Origin of the sequence: Bradyrhizobium genosp. P, from assembly GCF_049949265.1 — a bacterium.
Classification (GTDB): domain Bacteria; phylum Pseudomonadota; class Alphaproteobacteria; order Rhizobiales; family Xanthobacteraceae; genus Bradyrhizobium.
The window spans coordinates 7,434,306-7,454,400 of the sequence record NZ_CP188195.1 but is presented as its reverse complement, the minus strand read 5'-3'; the positions used below and the strand labels follow the sequence as shown (position 1 = coordinate 7,454,400).

Below are 20,095 nucleotides of genomic sequence, written 5' to 3'. Positions count from 1 at the left end.
GGCGAGCTCGGATGAACGCCTCGGCGCTCTCGTTGTTCGCTCTCGTTGTTCAACAGGCCAAGCAAAAGCCCCTCCAAGCCGCTCCCGCAAAGCCGAAGTATCAGAAGGCCGATTACTCGTGGGTCGGGCAGGGACACGCAACCGGCGTGGGTGAAAGCAGCGGCGGCATGCTGGAAGAACTGGCCGCTTGAATCTGGCGATCCGAATAGCCATATCTTAACTGACCAGTTCTTGCTGGGTCATGTACATCAAAGCCTTCATCTCGGCCTCGTGGACGGCTGCCGTTGGGCTCTTCGCATCTGTTGTTTGGTTCAACCTCTCAGGGATGATGGAGATTCACATGGTGCTACACGTGGAAATTCTGGGACTGCTCACGGCGCTGCGGGGAGCCCTTCTTGGCCAGCCGTCCAAGTAGCCGATTTGAAGTGATGAACATGAGCCGGTTTGAAAGACCGTGAGTGGGGTTTAAAGCCCCATCCCCGCACCAATTAAAGAGGGCGCCTGCGTGGCGCCCTTTTTCGTGGGCCGATGGGTCACAGCCTCAAGCACAGCGTTGGTTGTCGCCCCGTGTCTTTCAGCAAGGTCAGAATCGGACCCAGCCATCGGGTGGGTTGGGCTTGTTGAAAGGTCCGCAGGATGGGCAAAGAGAAAAAAACCCCGTCACCGAAGTGACGGGGCTTCCCTTACTTCTTCAACACTTTCAAGATCCGCTGGTGAAAGGACTCCAGGTTGCGGCGTTCAATCTCTTGCCTCAACCATTCGCCGTTCTTTGCGTACCAGAGGAGTGCCGCTTCGCCCTTAGTCATGGGCTGTACTCCTTTGCGCGGGATTGCGCGTCGATTAATTTGCACACGGATGGCGCAAATGGAATTTTCTATTTGAGGGGTTTTTAGGCCTCGACAGTAGATTCTATCTTCGGCTTAAGTAGGCCACCTAGAAGGATTTTCTATTTTTGCCGAAAATGAGGGGTTTCCGCGACTTGCGCATCGGAATCCGGGGCTCGCCTCTTAGTTCTCTTTTTGTTCTCATGAGCCATTGGTGCTGGCCCCTTTCCATCCCCACCAAACATCAGTGCTCCCTTTTGATTTTTGGAGTGTCCCAATTGGTTGAGCGGGCGGACTCGGTATGGATACGGAGGAGCTTTGCGGATGGTCGCTCGGCGATTTCGCACCGCGAAATCTATCGCCCCATAAACGTTCCGCACCGTTACGTGCATAGACGTAGGTAGAATTTAAGAATCGCGTGGCTACGTTTGGGTCATGCCATTCGATAGACGAGCAGGAATCGAGACCAGGCTCGCGCGATACCGCCTCATAGAGCAGCGGCTCGTCACGGAACCGGACTCTGACCATGAGCTGAAGAGGCTGCGCCGGGTCATCGCCGATCTGGAGCAACAGCTTATTGAGCTAGACCAAAAGTAAGGCCGGGTGCTGGTCTAATTTGATTTTTTGCCTATGTCGTTAACCGGACACAGGGCTACACTGCTATGGTGGTTTCCGGGATGATCCCGTGCACGGGGGACCGAGGCCGCGCTAGGACTCCGGCGCTTCGGCGCTTGAGTTTCCGGAACCCCAAAGCCACCTAATAGTTTTTGGTATCGGAGCCGTAGAAGGCCGGCTCAAGCGACGGAGGGTGGCATGACAGGGTCATTTGAGCACCGAAACATCGCAATATTTCGCCGACAAATACGCCGTGATGGGCTGCTTTTTGCGCTCCCCATTGCCGGATTTTTCCTCGCGCTCAGCGCCGCGATCTTTTTGATCTTCGGGCAGTAAGAAGGCCGCCAACTGAGGCGGCCCTCGATTAACAAATGTTAGATTCCAAGAAACCAGATGGGCTTTCTAGCGTTGGACATTGATGAATGATGCCGTACTGAAAGCCCGCAGTGAACAAGCCCTTGTCGTTGTGACCTTAAGCACGGCAACAGTGATCGCGTGCGTTGCCCTGTTGGTAACTTCTGTGATGTAAGGCCGCCTCAGTTGGCGGCCTCTTTCATTGTAGCAGCGCCAAAATCTCTTTGTATTTTACAAGCATCTGTTCAAGCTTCTCCAACCCGGCCGCATCCACGTCGGCCGTGATTTGCAGCCGGTAGTTAGCGGTAAGAAGGACGCTGATCTCGTTGCCATCACCCTCTGCGGCCGCCAATGCGGTCGCGACCTTGGCAACCCCGATCGGAGACGGGGCCGGAGCTGTTGCCGCTGTTAGCTCACTCATATCGATACCCGTTTGGCTGCCGTGAACGAAGGCATGCCGACCCTCAATGCTCGTGATCTTGCGCGGAGACTTGAATTGATCAACTCCGCCCGAGGTCCATTGCACGTAGTCGCCAACCTGAGGGGCGTATCGGACGCGAGCTTGTGGATCAGCGTGTTTCCCGCCGCAAGCGCAGGAGCGATCTTCGCGCACGAGAGCGCGAGAGGAAAATTGAACGGCGTGATCGCCGCCACCACCCCGAGAGGCTCGCGCCGGGTCAGGAGGCGGATGTCGTGTTCGTAGGAGCCACGATAGCCGCCGTTCATCGCCGACATCGCGAGCCCCCCGAAGAAGCGGAACAGCCCCGAGCAGTGCGGCATGATGGTCTCGCGGAAATCCCGGTACGGCATGCCCATGTCCATGGCCTCGCGGATCGCGAAGTCGTCGGCGCGCGCGTCCATCAAGTCGGCCATGCGAAACAGGATCTTGGCCCGCTCTTCCTGATGCATGCGGCTCCAGGGACCGTCCTCGAAAGCCGCGTAGGCGGCGTCTACCGCCTCGTCGGTGTCCTTGACCGTCGCCTTGGCGACGGTCGTGATGGCGGCCTCCGTCGTCGGATCGACGGTCGTCATGATCTCGCCGCTCGACGAGGCGCGCCACGCCCCATTGATCAGCAATTGACCTGAAGGGATGGGCTTGCGCGCAGGCTTTGCGGGTTGCGGGGTCATTGCGTTCACGATTTCGATCTCCCGTCTCGGTTCGACGTCAGGCACGATTGAGGGCGAGCGACAGGCGGACACCCATGCCGAGGCCATAGGCGAGGCGGACCAGCAACATGGCTGCCGGCTCGACAAACCGAGCATTCACCAGCGGACCAGCGTCGACCACGTCGGCCGGGAGGGCTTCCAGGAGCACACGAACAGCGGCCTTGGCGTCATCGTCGTCGCCGCACAGGAAGGTGCCTGCCGGTCTACCGCCAACGGTTGGATCGTCGCTGTGGAGCAGTTCGGCGAATGGTGGAATGCCTTTCACGACCCTGGCGCCCGCTGCGAGCGCGGCGATGATCTCGGCGCCGGACGTGTCGGTGCCGACCTCGAGACCGCTCAAGTCCGGCTTGAGCGCATTGGTGCAGTCCCAGATGATCTTGCCAGTGAGCGGACCTGCCAGGGCGATCGCCTCCTTCACGGCGCCCCAGGGGACCGTCAGCGCCACCACGTCGGCGAAGGCGACGGCCTGTCGCGGTGTTCCTGACGTCGCCCCCAATGCCTTGGCGTCGGCGTCGAGCTTGACCATGTCTCGGCTGAAGCTCAGCATGACCTCGTGGCCCTGCGGCACGAGGCGCTTCGCCAGGGCGGTCCCGACGTTTCCGGCGCCGATCACTCCGATTTTCATCTGCGGCCTCGTTTTAAATGGACGGTGTTCGGGCACATCAGTAGCAGCGACGCGGACAACCGAACAAATCGAATGTTTCAATGGGGTCGATCGGAATGACTGATCTTCGTCGCTTCGACCTGAACCTGCTGCTCGTCTTTGAGGCGTTAATGCGCGAGCGAAGCGTGACCAACGCGGCCGCCCAGCTTGGTGTCGGACAGCCCGCCATGAGCTATTCGCTCTCCCAGCTTCGCGCCCAGCTCAGTGATGAGCTGTTTGTCCGTGTGGGATCGGGAATGCAGCCGACTCCCCGTGCCCTCGAACTCGCCGAACCGATCGCGCGGATCCTTGCGGATATTCGAAGCTCAGTCCTCAGCCAGCGGGTATTCGACCCGGAGGTGGAAAACAGGACATTCAGGATTGCCGCATCGGATCAGACACAGACAGTACTCATCCCGGAGCTTCTTACTGATCTGCGGACCGGCGCTCCCGGGATTCAACTCGTCTTCCGAACCGTTGATCGCGATGGCGTCGGAGCTCTGCTGGAATCCGGGATGATCGATGTCGCGATCGGAAATTTCGGCGAACCGACGGCCATGCAGCGGAGCGAGCTGCTTTTTCGAGAGGAACTCGTGTGCCTGTTCGATCCGGCGGCGTGCGGCAAGACCTCGCCGCTATCGCTGGATGACTACTGCGAGCTGCCGCACCTGATCATGTCTCTGCGCGGCGAACCATCCGGTCAAGTGGACGAGAAACTGGCTGCACTCGGGCGGGAACGGTTCGTGGTCATCGCCTCCTCCAATTTCCTGGTCCTTCCCTACGTGCTCCACGGCGTAGCGGCAGTCGCGGCGGTGCCGCGGCTCGTGGCGCAATATTGCGCGGACGCGGTCGGTCTGGCTGTGTCGCCCTTGCCGGTCGAGGTCAGCGCCTATGATGTTACGATGCTATGGCACCTCCGTACCGACCGAGATCCGGCGCACCGGTGGCTCCGCGATCGGTTGAGGGGTGCCTCAGGCAGCAAACGGTGACCGGCGTTGGCCCTCGTTGTTGGACGGTAGGACCGACTTGGGTGCCAATCGTCATTCCGACAAAGAGAAATTCCGTAACGATCTCAATCGCCCAAAAAGCTGAGAAATGTCACAATGGTTTTTGATAACATTGGAAAATGCGGCGACTTCCAAGCTGAATACGAGGGTTCGATTCCCTTCACCCGCTCCAGCCTTTTCAAAGACTGAGCGCGACGGTCGGATTTCATTCTGACAAATGGGCTGCTCTACACGTTCTGATGCTCGCTTTCCGATCGACTGCTTCGTGTGTCTCTTGATGGGTTGTCGTATTCCTCCGCACTGATCGAGACCGGTTGAGGTGCGAGCTCATCAAGACCGAATATCTTGGTTTGGAGAGGAGGTAGTGAACGCGCGTGCGGAAATCGGCGACCATGGCGTAAAAATAGGACAGGTCCAAAGCAGAGGCTTTCGATCACGGGCCGTTTGGTTTGGGGTACGGTATGGCGGCGCTGGAACGGACGGCGTTGGTCCTACAAAACGTTCACCGATTATTCGGATGGTTAAGCTGGAGCATGATCCGGAAAAGTGGAGACCGGTTGAAAATTGCGCCTAGTGAAACGGAAGGAATATTGGAACGAGCAGAACGCTCACGATTGCAACAACGACAGTGAACGGCGCACCTACCTTCACGAAATCGCCGAAACTATATTGTCCGGGTCCCACGACCAGCGTGTTCACCGGCGAGGAGATGGGCGTCATGAAAGCCGTGGACGCGGCCAGCGCGACGATCATCGCGAACGGATAGGGCGAGGCTCCGAGCTCCTTGGCGATGGCGAGCGCCACGGGCGCCATCAGTACGGCCGTGGCCGTATTGGAGATGAACAAGCCCAGCCCTGCCGTGATCACGAACAAGGTCACCAACACGAGACGCGGCGCTGTGCCTCCGACCAGGCCGACCACGGCATCGGCGGCGAGGTCGACCCCTCCTGTCCGCTGCAAGGCCAGTGAGAACGGCAACATGCCGACTATCAGGATGAGGGTCTTCCAATTGATGGAGCGATAGGCGCTGTTGAAATCGACGCAGCCTAAAAGCCCCATCAGCAGGCAGCCAATCAGCGCGGCCTGGGCGTTCGGCACCAAACCGCTGATCATCAGCGCGACAACCAGACCGAGTACTGCGAGCGCATGCGGCGCCCGCCGTGCTGCGGGAAGAACTTCCTCCAGTTCTACCGGCATGTTCAGTACGACCACGTCGTCCATGTGGGACTGGAGATCTTGAATGTCGGACCAGAAGCCGATCAAAAGCAGAATATCTCCAATCTTCAGCCTTTCCTCCAGAAGGTCGTGCATGACCACTTTGTTGCCGTGCCGCAACCCGATGACGGTGAGGCCGTATTCGGAGCGAATCCGGGCGTCGAGCACGGCCTGACCGATTAGCTTGGATTCGGCCGGCAGGATGACCTCCGCTGCGCCGATCTCCTGAGAGCGGTCGACAAAGTAGTTTCCGATCTCGCTGAGCGGCAGCGGCTTGAGCTTCAGGGACTGCCACAGCTCGTTGACGCCGTCGTTTGAGGTGTGCACGTCGGCGAGCAGTACATCGTCTGCCTGCAGTTCCGTCTGCGCTGTTGGACGGAGCACCTTGGCCGCAAACCCCGCCCCGCGCTCGATGGCAAGAATGTTCACGCCCGCGGAGCGGAGCGACAGTTCGTCGAGGCGCTTTCCGACAAGCGACGAGTCAGCGCTTATAAGGCCGCGCTTTTCGCGATCAGCGAGGCCGTATTGCGCGATCCACCGCTGAAGGCTGTGGCGGCGGTCCGCCGCGGCCGGCAGGCTGGTCTTGGAGACCAACAGGCCGCGCGCGAAAAGCATGTAAACGATGCCGAGTGCGAGCAGCGGCAGCCCGAACGGAGTAAAGCTGAAAAAACTGAATCCCTGCGCGCCCTGCCGGATCAGTTCGGCGTTCACCACCAGATTGGGCGCCGTCGCCACCAGTGTCAGCATTCCGCTGATCAGCGCGGCGAAACTCAGAGGCATCATAAGCCGGCTTGGCGCCGTGTTGCGATTTTGCGAGATGCGGAGCACGACCGGGATAAAAATGGCGACCACCGCGGTTGAGCTCATCAAGGAGCCGAGGCCACCTACGGCTGCCATCAGCAGGATCAACAAGCGGCTCTCGCTGCTGCCGGCCGTTGCGTCGAGCCAATCGCCGAGCCGTCGTGCAACCCCGGTCATCACGAGACCTTCACCGATCACGAATAACGCGGCGATCAATATGATCGACGGATCGGCAAACCCTGCCAGCGCTTCGTTCATGGTAATAATACCGGTAAACGGCATCACCGCCATCACGAGCAGCGCGACCGCGTCCATGCGGGGCCGGTTGATGACGAACATCACAATGGCGGCCGCGAGCATCATCAGGACGAGGGCGAGATCGAGGTTCATCATATACCTCTAATAGGACGACCGAACAGTAAATCCAGAAGTTGACTCCCGCGGTGTACCAGGAGGACTGTCTTGCCCTCGGTAAATTGAGCCCGTTGGGTATGGATTAAATTAACCCCGGTCAGGTGAGGCTCGCATGGCGAAGATCAGTATCGTGCATACGACTGAATACATCTACCGCAATCCGGTGGGCCTGCTGCGCCATAAGCTCATGGTGCGGCCGGACGAAAGCCATGATCTCCGCCTGCACAGTGCGACGCTAAAGGTCGAACCTGAGCCGACCGGCGTGTACTGGAAGCATGACGTCTTCAACAATTCCATCTGCTTCCTTGAATGGCCCGAAGCGCTCAGGACCAAGCGGCTCAGCATCGTATCGACGCTCGATATGACGCATCACCCCGACGGCCAGCCGCTTCCCGTCTACAGCCTCGACGCAGCTGCCGAACAGTTTCCGTTTTCCTACGCCGCCCACGAGATTCCCGATCTCGCGCGCCTTGCCGAACGCCAGATGCCGGACCCCGACCGAAAGGTCGACGCCTGGGCCCGCCGTGTCGTGTCCGACGCAACCAGCAAGCAGACCTTGAAGGTGCTGGAAGCGATGACACACGCGATCAAGCAGGAGTTCCGTTATCGCGCACGCTACGAGGAGGGCACGCAGACAGCCGCCCAGACACTGGCGCTCAATTCCGGCACCTGTCGCGACTTTGCGGTGCTGATGATGGAAGCGCTGCGCAGCTTTGGCCTCGCCGCCCGTTTTGTCACGGGTTATCTGTACGACGATTCCTCGGGCACGACCCGTGGCGGTGGCAGCACGCATGCCTGGTGCAGCGTCTATCTACCCGGCGCAGGTTGGGTCGAATATGACCCGACAAACGGTCTGGTTGCCGGAGCGAATCTGATTCGCGTGGGCGTGACCAGGGAGGCGGGGCAGGCGCTCCCGATATCGGGCGGCTTTATCGGCAATGCGGACGATCCAACCGGGTTGCAAGTGGATGTCTCGGTCCGTGCTGTTCCGATACAATGAGCCAGTAGCACTAGCCGTGACTTCAGAAGGGAATTTTCGCCCTTGAACTTCGGAAGAAGCCCGGCCCGCGCCAGCGCTGATTTCACTGAGCCCGAGCCGAATGCTTTGCGACCATGGGGCTCGCAACCGCGATTCTGACAACGAGAAATTCTGTAATGATCTCAATGGGCCAAAACCAGCGAAAATGTCAGAACGACCGTTGAAAACGCTACCGTATTTCGAGACTTCCAAGCTGAATACGAGGGTTCGATTCCCTTCACCCGCTCCAACATCTATTTCAATGAATTAGCGAGAAGTCCTAGAGTTTTTTTGTAACGCCATTCTGACACGTCTGTATGCGTCGCGGCTGAAGGTTAATTGAATTTTGCGAGTGTTTTCAGTCTCTACTTTAGGTAGTTCGCATCTGCGGTGCCGCCTCCACAAAGGTCAGATAACCTCTATCGGTTAACTGCTACGTATTCTTGTAGCCGAGCCGCTGCTGCAGTCGCGGAATCGAAAAGTCCAGGAAGGCGCGCAACTTCAATGGCACTTGGCGCTGGCTCGGATAGATCAAGCTGATCGGAATGGGAGGAGGCTCGTAGGCTTCCAACAGCTTCACCAGTGATCGCGATTTCACCAGGTCATCGATGAGGTACGACAAGACGCGCGCAATTCCGGCCCCGGCGACCGCAGCGGCAACTGCCGCCTCGCCCAGGTTCACCGCGAGGTGCGACGGGACCTGGATCGTCTGCGCGGTCTCTTCGGTAAAGAACCCCCAATTGTACGAAGTCGCATGACCCTCGTGTATCACACAGTCATGGGCCGCGAGATCAACAGGCTGTTTCGGCGTGCCTCGCTTCTTCAGGTAGGCGGGGCTGGCGCACAGGACCAGACGAATAGCCCCAACCCGCATTGCGATCGTGCTGCCGTCCGGCAGTTCCCCGATGCGCACGGCGAGGTCGACGTGCTCTTCTACCAGGTTAGCGTGTCGATCGGTGAGCTGTAGCCGCATCCGGATATCCGGAAAGGCGCGCAGAAATTCCACGACAATCGGCAGAAGATGGCTGCGGCCCAATACCGCGGGCGCGGTGATGATCAGCTCACCCTGCGGCGCCCGATATTCGCCCGACGCCGCACGCTCGATTTCCGCAATCTCCTCCTTGATCCGACGGCATGCGGCGACATAGCTCCGCCCAATGTCGGTCAAAACAAGCTTGCGATTGCCCCGGTGGAGCAGGCGGACATTCAAGTGCTCCTCCAGCTCCGAAACCCGTCGGCTGACCGTCGCGAGAGGGATGCGGAGGTGGCGGCTGGCAGCGGAGAGGCTCCCGGTGTCCACCGCAGCCACCAGGATAGTCATTGCCTCAAGGCGATCCATAGCCTTCCACCAATGAAAGGGTTGTTCCCGAATTTATCTGCTACTGCCAGAATTTGGAAGGCATAAATCGTCCTTCAACGCGACGCCGCAGCCACTCAGCAGTGAGCAATATGATGAAAGCCATCCAGTATCAGTCCTACGGCGATTACAGCGAAAACCGCCTCGTTGAACTGCCGCAGCCCCGACTTCGCGACGGCGAGGTTCTCGTCGAGATGCATACGGTCGGCATCAACCCGTTGGACAATACGTTTCGTTCGGGTCACTACTACGCGGCAACGCCTCAAAACCTGCCCCGCATTGGTGGTCAGACGGGCGCGGGCGCGGTCGTCGAGACAAAGAGCGAAGCTTTCAGTGTCAGCGATCGCGTTTTCGTTAGGGGACCGGGCTTCGGCCTTTCGGCCGATGGCACCTGGCGCGAGTTCGTCGTTGCATCGGCGGCGGGTCTTTCACATATCCCTGACGGGACCGATGACGATCACGCCGCAGCCTACCTCGCGGGCGCAGGATACCTGACGGGGTATCTGGCTCTGACGGAGTTCGCGAAGTTCAGGCCCGGACAGTCCGTGCTCGCGCCCGCCATTGGCGGCGCGGTCGGGATGGAAACCGTGCAGGTCGCGCGCCGCCTTGGCGCCTCATTGGCGATCTCCACCGCGGGCAATACCAAGAAAGCCGAACGCGCTCGCGCGGCCGGATATGAGCATGTCATCGACCTCTCCAAGGAGAGCCTCAAGGACGGCGTTCTGCGTATCACCGAAGGCAAGGGCGTAGATGTCATCGTGGATGGCGTCAGCGGAAGGCTGACCGGTCAAGCGCTGTCTTCACTCGCCTTCGGCGGTACATTTGTGATCGCCGGCTATGCCGGAGGACGCGAAGCGGACGTCAACGTTACCGACATCATCTGGAAGGCTGCGACAATCCGTGGGTTCACCTTCAGACTCTTCACCCCGCAAACGGTGGCGGCAGCCAATGCAGCGCTCCTGGCGTACCTCAAGGAAGGGACGCTGCAGCCCACGATCGGCAAGGTCTTCCCCTTATCCGAGGCTGTCGAAGCCGTTCGCTATCTGATCGAGGATCGTCCCTTCGGACGCGTGCTCATGCATGCTCGGCACTAGAGCTATTTCCGTTCCGATGGAATCGGAACGGCGCTCTAGATTCTTGTTTCGACGCGTTTTCTTCACGCGAACCGGCATCCACTTCGCTCGAAAACGCTCTAGTTGGTCAAATGGAGAAAGCGATGCAAATGAAGTCGAAAGCGCCGGCACGATCCTGGCGCTTCATGGTCAGAAAATCGAAGCTCGATGACTGCAGGGTCGTCGATGCACCGGGCGCTGACCCGGTCGATCTCGCCGACGGCGCGATCCTGATCAAGGTCGATCGCATTTCCCTGACCGCCAACAATATTCTCTACGCGGTTCTCGGCGAGCAATTCCACTACTGGGATCTGTTTCCGGCTCCCGACGGTTTTGGCGTAATCCCGGCGTGGGGATTCGGGGATGTTATCGCCTCGCGGCATCCAGGGATCGCCGTCGGCGAACGGCTCTTTGGCTACTTCCCCATGGCCTCTCACGCGACGCTCGAGCCCGCTGACGTGGCTCAAGGCCGTTTTCGCGATGGCGCGCCGCATCGCGCCGTCGCGGCGGCTCCCTACAACGAATACCAGCGGATCAGCGGCGACCCTGCATTCGAGGGCCGTCAAGGCGACTATCTCATCCTGCTTCGCCCGCTGTTCCTGGTATCGTGGCTGGCCTCAATTTACTTCTCCGAGAACGCCTTCTTCGGTGCCCGGAATGTCATCATCACGAGCGCCTCAAGCAAGACGGCTATTGCCCTGGCATATCTGCTGCACAAGTCTGGCGCTTTGATCGAGGTGATCGGGCTTACGTCAAGCCGAAATGTGCCATTCGTAAAAAAACTCGATTATTATGATCGGGTCGTGAGCTACGACAACTTGGACGAATTGGAACCAGGTCGGACTAGCGTCTTGTTCGACATCGCAGGTGACGGAGAGTTGAGAGCCAGGATTCACACGCTCTACGGCAACAACCTGCGACACAGCGCGCAAGTCGGGCTCGCCCATTGGGACGCGCCTGCGCAGACCGAACCACTTTCTGGTCCTGCACCGACCCGATTCTTCGGTCCTGACCACATGGGTCCCCTCAGGGAAAAGTGGGGGGTGGTTGAGTTCGAGCAACGTCGCAGGGCCGCCGCATTGGACTTCATCAATTCATTCGCCTCGCTATTGTCGGTTCGAGAGAAGCTAGCGCCGGACAACATTACAGACACGTACCTCGAGGTTCTAAACGGGCGCGCGCCTCCCGAGGTCGGCTACATCCTCGTCATGTCTTAGGCCCTCGGTCTGAGGGGCCGGAAATGGAAAAGCTACAGCCAAAATCCTACTGAACTGAACGTTGTAGCCCGCGGCATCGAAGCGTCGCGCAAGTTACAATGTGGACAAGCACCGAAGTGGGACCCCGCCCTGATCAGCCTCAATGCATTGATACTTCGCGAGGAATTTCCTTTGAGATGGGGTCCCGATCGGCGCCGATCGGGACCCCATCACGCTGCTGGCTTCCTTAGCTGATTCAATTGGTTGGCGCGGTTTCGGCAGGGGTCCCGCTTCGGAGCTTATTCACAGCCCAGGGTGCGGCGGTAACGGCGAACGTTCTCGCGGCTGGCCTCGACGGGTACCGGATCGCCGGCGGCGTGATCGGTGCAGTGCATAGCGAGCAAGCCACGGCTGTTGTACAGATGACCGACGCTCGCGCAGATTTCGCGGGAACACGCGACGGCAAGATCGACGGAGCGAACGATCCGAAGCCTCGTCTCGTCCGAGACCTTGCCGACCCAATCGAAGCGAAGCGACCGATTCCGAATTTTTGCTTTATACGGACCCAATGGAATGTCTCATGCTCCCGTAGAGGGGCTTCGATGCGGAGGCAGAGTCGCTCCAGCACTTCGCGCCAACCTTCTTCGAACAGCGTTGGCCGGGTGCATGCCGTGTCTCATAGGTAGCGGTCTCGAAGAGGCAAGCATGCGCCCGCATGAACTCGGCTCGCCAATCTTGGGCATGAGCCATCATTCCTCCTTGGCCCCAAGGAGAGCCAGGATCGGCGTCGACAAAGGAGGAGGTCGCCACCAGTGCCTTCTGCGGATGAAAGAGGTCCGGGAAGGCTTCGGCCGTCATAGCCCGCCAGTTCAAACCGAAGCGCGTCATTATACACCTCAACAGTACCAAGACGCCCGGAACGAGAACAAAACACGAGCTATTTAGCTATCTGAATTAATCGTTGTTTTGAGAGAGTAGGGCGGGAATTGCGATTCGGTGGGCGAACGCCACGTCGGTAGCGAGGTGCGCGAATGGTCGGCAAGGACCTCGACTGGTTAGAGACGTTCGTGGCTGACACGCCCGTCGCATTCTATGGGCGGCTTCCCCTTCGAAGTGGATTGGACCTTCGAACGTGGATGGAATGTCGACTAGCTAGCCGGTTTTGCGGCCGTCGCCAGCCTTGCCGATCTTCTCCTCAAGAATGCGCGCTTGCGCAACGCCCGACTGAACAAGAATATCAAGGCATTTGAAAAGTTGGTCCGCCCGCTCAGTCAGAGCGTCATGCACCGTGGAATCTTTCGCCAAAGCTGCATCGAACCAGGTGCAAATGCGGCTGCCAATATTCTTCTCTGCCCAGAAATTCCGGTCAACGCCGTAGGCCGAGCACCAAGCCTCCATCGCCTGGATCACGAACGGGATAAGAATTTTATCGTGCGAAGATTCAACCAAGTTCAGAAATAGGCCCGCGACATAACCAGACGACGGCACGCCGACAACAACATCGGTCAACGTTGCAATGGTTACCTGTAAGCCTGACCAATTGACGGGGATCGTTGGGCGTTCGCTATTTGCCCAACGCGAGGCCTGATAGAACATCGCATGCAGTGCATCGCCCGCGTGAGTTTCGCTGCTGAACCCTTTTTCACGTCCAAGCCGCCTATAATTCCAGCCGCGTTTGAGGCGGTCAGCAAGTAGAGCGCGGACTGCGCCGGGATTTTCGGGCTCCCGGGTATCTGTTGCTATTGTTGCTCGGTCATAGCCGCGAAGGAACGATGCCATTACATCATGGAACGCCTCGTCATTGAATGTCACGATGCGATTCAAGAACAAATCGACGACCTCCGAATGCGGCAGCGCGACGCTCAAAATCCCGACAAAATCGAAAAAGTTGATATTCCAAGTGTCCGGCCGATGGTCGCGCTCACGCACGTCTTTGCCATGCGGACCATTTGCTTCGTCGGTCCACGCCATGAAGTGAACGGCCAGATCCTTCACCCAGACTGGTGGGTCGCCGATCGCAAAGCGGATGAGGTGGTGAACAAGTGTACCTGTCGCTCTCTCGTCGACAATATGGCTCGGCAGCTCATCTTCCAGATCATCGTCTTCGATATACTCGTCGTCTCCGAGGCGAATACCGCGCCGAAGTCTTGTTCGCCAGGACGCTAACGCGGGCCATGCCGGCTCACCACCTTCTCCGTCGAGCCAGTGCAGTTCGGTGTCGATGGCGGCGTCGACCATCTCGCGATGACGACGGTCATTTTCTTTTTGTTGCTCGACACTCAAGCCCCGGCGAGGATAGACAGCACGGATCAAGATGACACGTGCAATCGATCGCGGAAGCCGATCGTCGATCTGGCCGAGACGTTGCAGATTTTGGCCGAGTGCTTCCAGCACAGCGGGGTGGTCGTGTCCCGCAGCGCGCAGGACATGACCCCGCGTTGTTTTATCTTCGTCCCTCAGAAAAATGGATACGAATCCCAGCGTTGCGATCGCCGTCGTATTGTATTCGATTTGATTGCCATGGTATTCTCTGGCCCGTTGAGTTGATGCGGTCAGCAAGATGGGTACTGCCCAGCTCATCACATCGGCACGATCTGCGGCCTCATAATCACGTGCGACGAGTGCCGCAGCCATCACCACGGCTCTCCGGTCCCATTCGGCGTCGTAGTTGTCGTCCTCATCTTCTGACGTCGATTGAGGTTCCGAGGGCCGGTCTTTTGCCCAATCATGCGCTGCTCCCACCAGTTCCGGAGTTGATTGACCGGGTTCAAGAAGAGCGGACTGTATGCGAAGCCGGATATTCATACGCTGAAGACCGGCGCTTGCGCGTGTAGCCTGGTCTTCCCGTTCCTGCTGTTCTTCAGGAGCTTCCTTGAACTGATAGGCATCAACCTGCGTACCGTCCTGCAAGGTGCGCGTCACAGATTCCCAGTTCGCCGCATCCGTCATCCGAATGGCGCGGGCAGCCGTCGCGCGCAACTCGCCGACTTGATTTTGGTTGTCCTTGACCTCGTTGTTAAGTTCGTCTCGAGCTTGTTCGAGAGTGGCTCGAAGACGTGTGAGTGTCGCAGTGTCCTCACCGAAAACATAGCGCCCGATCCCGTCTAACAAGCGTGTGCGACGAGAAGGCCGCGCGTTGAGATCCACGCGAATAGTGGACGTATTTTGCTGGCTTATCGCTCGCGCGGGACGATTGATGCCGGCGATGTCGTGCCTGAAGCGGTCTTCATCAAACTGCAGCAGTCGTGGACTGGCCACCAGAGGCCAAGCCGCGTCAGCGGCAGCCGACCAATGCGACAGGGCGAGGTCAATCGCCACGGAGAGAAATGCAACACTTGAGCCGCTGGGACCAAAAACATCTTGCAGCACATCGTCGAATGAACGCCCTGCTTCAATCTGAAGATGGCCCCAGGCTTCAATTGCTCTCAACGCCGTGGCTGTGATCAAAGAGGGACCCGTGGCACGCGCCCAGCGATAGACCGTCAGATCGCCCTCGAAGGTCTTCTCATCGCCAGGAAATGAAATCTTGACCTGCGGAAACAGTACTCGCTGTTGCTGGTATTGCTCACGGCGCCAGTTCGTCGCGTGCTCGACGAGCTCTCGCACGAGCCGCAATCCGTCAGCGCGAGAGCTGTTCAGGACAGTGAGAAACGGGCCACCATCGGGTGGCATATCCAGAAAAACATGCTCATGTACTTCGAACGGCCCGTAGTCACGGCGCCGCGAATGATAACTGTCCGGATGATCCTTCTCAATCAACGCTGCCAGCACAAAGTCTGCGTACGGCCCTGGCGCCGCCTCGGACAGCGTTCCGGGTGATTTGAGAAGAGTTTGCTGATCATGATAGCGGATCGCTTCTGAATTTATGTGGGAGAGATAGCGTTCCGCCGCAGCCCGATTCAGGTTGGCGTAAGTGAACACGATCATCCGGATTTCGCCGCGCACATCATCCAGATGATCAATATTGAGACTTGGCGGAACCTCGCTGATGTCCCTGTAGACGCGGTGCGTCAGATGGGACTCGACCAGCGCGAGCCAATCAAAGAGATTTTCGGCAATCTGAGCGTTGATTTGATAATTATGGCCTTGCGTCGTCATCAACCAGGCCTGGAAAACTTTGACGGCGTCCGGAATGAGTTCGGTCGGCAGAGACTTGGCCGAGATCGTCAGCCAGACCACGAGCGAAATCCAACCGGGGCCTTTCGGCGCGATAAGGTCGCCAGCGCCGGCCGGGATAGGAATATCCGGCCTGATGCGTGCGATTAGAGCAGCGAGAGGTTCGGACTCGACCGCGATCATCAGCCGGATAATTTCGCGCAGACGGCGCCCACCTGCATCAAGTAGGATCGGTGCCAAGGCGACATAATATGTCAAGGCATCTTCTGAGCGCGGAAGTGCGAGCAAGATCGGCCGCTTCCAGCTTCCATGACTGCCTTCGCGCTCCGCGATGGCAAGGAGCGCCAGCCAGCGCTGTCCTGTCGGATCATCGGCCAACGCCAGCCGTGCCGCGATCTCCAGGCCTCGGGCTAGGACAGCTGGCAATGGCCGTTCCATCGGTTGTGCTGCAAGGAGGCTCGTGTCTTCGTGCACCTGAAATCCAATCGTCCAGTCACGAAGAACATCGTGTCGAAAGGTTACGCTTGCGCCCTTGATCTCTTCGCGCAGGCTTTCAAGGCGCAGCAATTCAACCGCGGTCGCAGAATCGAGACTGTCGACATTGAAAGTCGCCTGAGACGGGTTCGAGATCACATGCGCGCCGAGCGTGCGGAGAAGCTTCAAGCGCGCAAATCGCCGGTCGTCCTCGGAGCGTCCACCTCCGTAACGCCACCACAAACGCGCGAGATCAAGTTCGGTTGCAATGCTGGCGTCCTGCCCGACGCCGAGTTCGACCATGCGCGAGAGATAGAAAAGGTTTTCGGCGATGCCCTTGGCCGGATGGCCGTCGGCCAAGATCAGGGCCAGTGCTGTGTTCTGCGACGATAGCTCGGCTTTTTCCTCATCCGACAAGGCCTCGACCGCCAAACTGCCGATACCGGCAGCTCTTACGCGTGCAGGAAGTTTCGTTTTCCAGTCATCGCTTTCGACACCGCACGTTGCGACGACACGCCAGCCCTGACTCCGGCTTGCTTGCGACAGCAGATCGGTTACTGTGGTCCATTCGCCATGATCGTCGATCTGGTCGATATTGTCGACGAATAGGATCGCCCCGCCACCGGTCCCAAGCTCATTGAACAGGTCCGCCTGAGAGCCGGACCAGCCGATCGTGTGAGCCATCACTGACCAGCCGCCTGGAATAATCCTGCCGCGGCGCAGAACCAGGATGCAACTCTCCGGTTGCAGACGAGCCGCTAGGTGTTTCATGACGGCGGATTTGCCGACGCCGGGCCGGCCTTCGATCAGCATCACCCGATGCTGTTGGAGGAGATTGTGCGCTTCATCGATCAGCCCATTGCGCGCAAGACGGGCACCGCCAACGGTTTCATCTATTTCATCGAGCGCCTGCTCGGCAGCTTCCGCTAGACGTTCATAGGCCGGACGCACATAGCCATGCGGCGTGCAGCGAACTCCATGCTGCTGCTCAAGCATCTTAACGACCGTGGCCCGATCCATTGAGCCAGCCGCGCGGGCGGTTGCACCCACTTGATCGATGATTATCAACCAGAGCTCGTTGGTGCGGTCTGCCTGATCGGGAGGAAGAATCCAGCGCAAATGCTCGCGGGCTCGATGGTCGTAGTCGGAGCCCGCTGACTCGAAATCAAAGACCAGAATCTGAAGTCGGCGAAGCAGGCGCCAAACCGTTTGGTCATCCGTCGGCGCGCCGACCAATGCAAGATTGGCGCGGAAGACAGCGACGAAGCTACGCATCCCTTTCGATGCGAATGTGGGTCTGCCGATACGCGTCGCAAAGGTTATGCTATCGGGGAGCTGGCGCGACCAGTGCAGGACTTCCTGGCACTCGTGCTCGATGCGAGTGGTCGTACGCGCGATCGCTACCGCAAGCTCGTAACGGCTCGTCTCGAAGTCATGCTTCTTCGCCGCTTCCCAGATTTGTCCGACCACCTCGCGGAATTCCGTATCCGAGGCAGTGAAGGTGAGGGTGCGTTTGACCTGAATCTCGAGCGTTGCTGACGAACCATCGCGATTGACTGCCTTGATGACCACATCGTCGAGAGGATGTTCGGCGACCCGCTGCTGAAAGGCGACATTGCGCACGATCGCGCCCGGCAGGCCACGCGGCTCGCCGCCGGAAAGCAGAGCCAGAACATAGAATGCACCAACCTTGGCCTCGAACTGAGCCCCGGCATTGCCCGTCGCCGACGGAGCTGCGATTTGGGCTGGTTCATATGATTCCTGAGTCATATAGCATTTTGTTCCGTATTTGTTCGAGAAGCAATATTTGCTCAGGCGGCGTCAACAGGTCCAAAGAACTGGTTTACATTTGTCTATAAAACTAAACTGTGAATTGATTTTATTGGATATTTTCAAACTGGCGGCTGGTTTCCAAATATGCTATATTAATAAATTATGAATAGAGAAAGAGGAGGACTTTTAAACCAGCTCGCCAACAAGCTTCCCGAGGGAATGCTTGTGGATGCTGCATGGCTTACAGCTCAGGGCTACTCGCCGCAGCTCCAACATCTGTACGTGAAATCAGGCTGGCTTGAGCAACCCGCCCGCAGTGTGTTTCGTCGGCCCCGCGGGACCTTGAGCTGGCAACAAGTCGTGATCTCGCTCCAGACCATCCTCAATTACTCACCGCTTGTTGTAGGCGGTCGTACGGCGCTCGAACTGCAGGGCTACGCTCACTACCTCGCGCAGTCGTCGGCCACGACTGTCCATTTGTATGGCCCAAAGGCTCCGCCGAGCTGGGTCGCGAAGCTGCCGCTCAAGGTCCGCTTCGTCTATCACAATGACCAACGGCTCTTCAAAAACGAGCCGGTGACCAAGGGGCTGGGTAGCCTCAGATGGAACGTCGAAAAAGGCGAGGCCCGCGACGAGACGAGCTTTCGTGGCGGCGAGGTCACAGAGCTTGCCTGGGGTCAGTGGGATTGGCCCTTAACACTATCAACGCCCGAGCGTGCGGTTCTTGAGTTGCTCGACGAACTGCCACGTCACGAGAACTTCGATCAGGTTGATGCCTTGTTTGGCGGCCTCAGCAATCTGCGGCCAAAACGCTTGCAGAAATTATTGAATGACTGCACCAGCGTTAAGGTGAAGCGATTATTTTTCTTCTTCGCCGATCGGCATAAGCATCCGTGGCTCAAGCACGTCAAGAAAGAGAATGTCGATCTTGGCAGCGGCAAGCGTATGCTTGTCAAAGGCGGTGTTCTCGATCCCACCTACCAAATAACAGTGCCTGAGGATTTGAATGGCGTTCGCTGATATCTACAAGAGGCAAGTCGCCCTGCTCATTCGCGTGCTTCCCTTCGTTACGGACGAAGCTTGTTTCGCTCTCAAAGGCGGCACCGCGATCAACTTGTTCGTCCGAGATCTGCCGCGTCTGTCCGTCGATATCGACCTCACCTACTTGCCCGTAGCACCGCGTCCGGAATCATTAGCCGATATCAACGCCGCCATGAAACGCATCGTCGGTAACATCAAAACCAAAATTCCAGATGCGCAGGTTACCGAAAGCAAGATCGAAAATACTGTGGTCAAATTGATCGTTCGCTCACAAGGCGTACAGATCAAGATTGAAGTGACGCCTGTCCTACGTGGCTGTGTCTTCGAGCCAGCAATCATTCAGGTTAAGCCAACTGTTGAAGAGGAGTTTGGGTTTGCTGAGGCACGAACCGTGTCCTTCGAAGATCTCTATGGCGGCAAGATTGTTGCAGCCCTCGACCGTCAGCACCCGCGCGACCTTTTTGATGTGCGCGATCTCATTGCAAACGAAGGCATCAGCGACGCCTTACGCAAGGCGTTCATCGTCTACCTGCTCAGCCATGACCGGCCGATGTCGGAAGTGCTGGCGCCAACGCTCAAGAATATCGAGGATGCGTTCAAGCATGGCTTTGCGGGCATGGCCCGCGATCCCGTCGAACTCGCCGATCTGCTCGCTGCGAGAGCGACGCTAATAAAATCCATCGTCGGCGATATGCCCGACGATCACCGTAAATTTCTCATCTCCTTTGAAAAAGGTCAGCCCGACTGGGACTTGCTAGGCGTGCCTGGCGCCGCAGACCTACCTGCCGTGCGTTGGCGTCAGCAGAATCTGGATAAGCTGTCCGCGAACAAGCGAGCCATTCTCGTCGCTAGGCTTGAAGAGGTCTTATCAGAAAAGGTGTAGCGCTTTGGCTCCACCAGGCGAGGTCGCGGCGTCGATATTTCCTTCGATCTTGGATTACCGGAGATTTGGAGATCGATGTATCGGC

General features: G+C 58.3%; 15 protein-coding genes. 7 read left to right on the top strand and 8 right to left on the bottom strand.

The genetic code is table 11. The features are described 5' to 3' along the window. The first annotated feature begins 11 nt into the window (after positions 1-11). The gene (locus tag ACP2YO_RS35735; RefSeq protein ID WP_426435783.1) at positions 12-191 is read left to right on the top strand and encodes a hypothetical protein; all 180 of its coding nucleotides are present in this window, start codon (positions 12-14) and stop codon (positions 189-191) included. 492 nt (positions 192-683) lie between these two features. Here the strand turns inward: ACP2YO_RS35735 and ACP2YO_RS35730 are convergent, their stop codons facing one another. The 5 genes from ACP2YO_RS35730 to ACP2YO_RS35710 form a co-directional block, all read right to left on the bottom strand. After that, positions 684-806, bottom strand: coding sequence for a hypothetical protein (locus ACP2YO_RS35730; RefSeq protein ID WP_426435782.1), 123 nt, complete (start codon positions 804-806; stop codon positions 684-686). Between the two features lie 840 nt (positions 807-1,646). Then, a complete protein-coding gene (locus ACP2YO_RS35725) occupies positions 1,647-1,787 on the bottom strand; it encodes a hypothetical protein (protein ID WP_426435781.1) in 141 nt (46 codons plus the stop codon). A gap of 205 nt (positions 1,788-1,992) precedes the next feature. Further along, positions 1,993-2,214, bottom strand: coding sequence for a hypothetical protein (locus tag ACP2YO_RS35720; RefSeq protein ID WP_426435780.1), 222 nt, complete (start codon positions 2,212-2,214; stop codon positions 1,993-1,995). After that, the gene (locus ACP2YO_RS35715; protein WP_426443395.1) at positions 2,211-2,921 is read right to left on the bottom strand and encodes an aldehyde dehydrogenase family protein; all 711 of its coding nucleotides are present in this window, start codon (positions 2,919-2,921) and stop codon (positions 2,211-2,213) included. Before ACP2YO_RS35715 ends, ACP2YO_RS35720 begins: the two co-directional genes overlap by 4 nt. Positions 2,922-2,958: 37 nt before the next feature. Beyond that, positions 2,959-3,621: an NADPH-dependent F420 reductase gene (locus ACP2YO_RS35710; protein ID WP_426435779.1), complete on the bottom strand. Its 663-nt coding sequence runs from the start codon at positions 3,619-3,621 to the stop codon at positions 2,959-2,961. A gap of 59 nt (positions 3,622-3,680) precedes the next feature. Here ACP2YO_RS35710 and ACP2YO_RS35705 point away from each other — a divergent pair, with 59 nt between their 5' ends. Further along, positions 3,681-4,592: a LysR family transcriptional regulator gene (locus ACP2YO_RS35705; RefSeq protein WP_426435778.1), complete on the top strand. Its 912-nt coding sequence runs from the start codon at positions 3,681-3,683 to the stop codon at positions 4,590-4,592. 588 nt (positions 4,593-5,180) lie between these two features. On the opposite strand, the gene ACP2YO_RS35700 is transcribed toward ACP2YO_RS35705, so the two are convergent. Next, positions 5,181-7,016 carry an SLC13 family permease gene (locus tag ACP2YO_RS35700; protein WP_426435777.1) on the bottom strand — a complete coding sequence of 612 codons (1,836 nt, stop codon included), beginning with the start codon at positions 7,014-7,016 and terminating at the stop codon, positions 5,181-5,183. Positions 7,017-7,152: 136 nt separating this feature from the next. Between ACP2YO_RS35700 and ACP2YO_RS35695 the strand changes: the two genes are divergently transcribed. Further along, on the top strand, positions 7,153-8,040 hold the full coding sequence (locus ACP2YO_RS35695) for a transglutaminase family protein (RefSeq protein WP_426435776.1): 888 nt from the start codon (positions 7,153-7,155) through the stop codon (positions 8,038-8,040). A 451-nt stretch (positions 8,041-8,491) separates the two neighbouring features. Here ACP2YO_RS35695 and ACP2YO_RS35690 read toward each other — a convergent pair whose 3' ends face one another. Next, a complete protein-coding gene (locus tag ACP2YO_RS35690; RefSeq protein WP_426435775.1) occupies positions 8,492-9,397 on the bottom strand; it encodes a LysR family transcriptional regulator in 906 nt (301 codons plus the stop codon). Between the two features lie 110 nt (positions 9,398-9,507). On the opposite strand from ACP2YO_RS35690, the gene ACP2YO_RS35685 reads away from it, so the two are divergent. Both ACP2YO_RS35685 and ACP2YO_RS35680 read left to right on the top strand, forming a co-directional pair. Beyond that, a complete protein-coding gene (locus tag ACP2YO_RS35685; protein ID WP_426435774.1) occupies positions 9,508-10,509 on the top strand; it encodes a quinone oxidoreductase family protein in 1,002 nt (333 codons plus the stop codon). A 122-nt stretch (positions 10,510-10,631) separates the two neighbouring features. After that, positions 10,632-11,744, top strand: coding sequence for a DUF2855 family protein (locus ACP2YO_RS35680; RefSeq protein ID WP_426435773.1), 1,113 nt, complete (start codon positions 10,632-10,634; stop codon positions 11,742-11,744). Between the two features lie 1,131 nt (positions 11,745-12,875). Here the strand turns inward: ACP2YO_RS35680 and ACP2YO_RS35675 are convergent. After that, on the bottom strand, positions 12,876-18,083 hold the full coding sequence (locus tag ACP2YO_RS35675) for a hypothetical protein (protein ID WP_426435772.1): 5,208 nt from the start codon (positions 18,081-18,083) through the stop codon (positions 12,876-12,878). A gap of 165 nt (positions 18,084-18,248) precedes the next feature. Between ACP2YO_RS35675 and ACP2YO_RS35670 the strand changes: the two genes are divergently transcribed. After that, complete coding sequence (locus ACP2YO_RS35670; protein WP_426435771.1) at positions 18,249-19,106, top strand: type IV toxin-antitoxin system AbiEi family antitoxin domain-containing protein; 858 nt, start codon at positions 18,249-18,251, stop codon at positions 19,104-19,106. Next, positions 19,093-20,010, top strand: a complete 918-nt coding sequence (locus ACP2YO_RS35665) for a nucleotidyl transferase AbiEii/AbiGii toxin family protein (RefSeq protein ID WP_426435770.1) — start codon at positions 19,093-19,095, stop codon at positions 20,008-20,010. The genes ACP2YO_RS35670 and ACP2YO_RS35665 overlap by 14 nt, the downstream gene beginning before the upstream one ends. Positions 20,011-20,095: the final 85 nt, after the last annotated feature.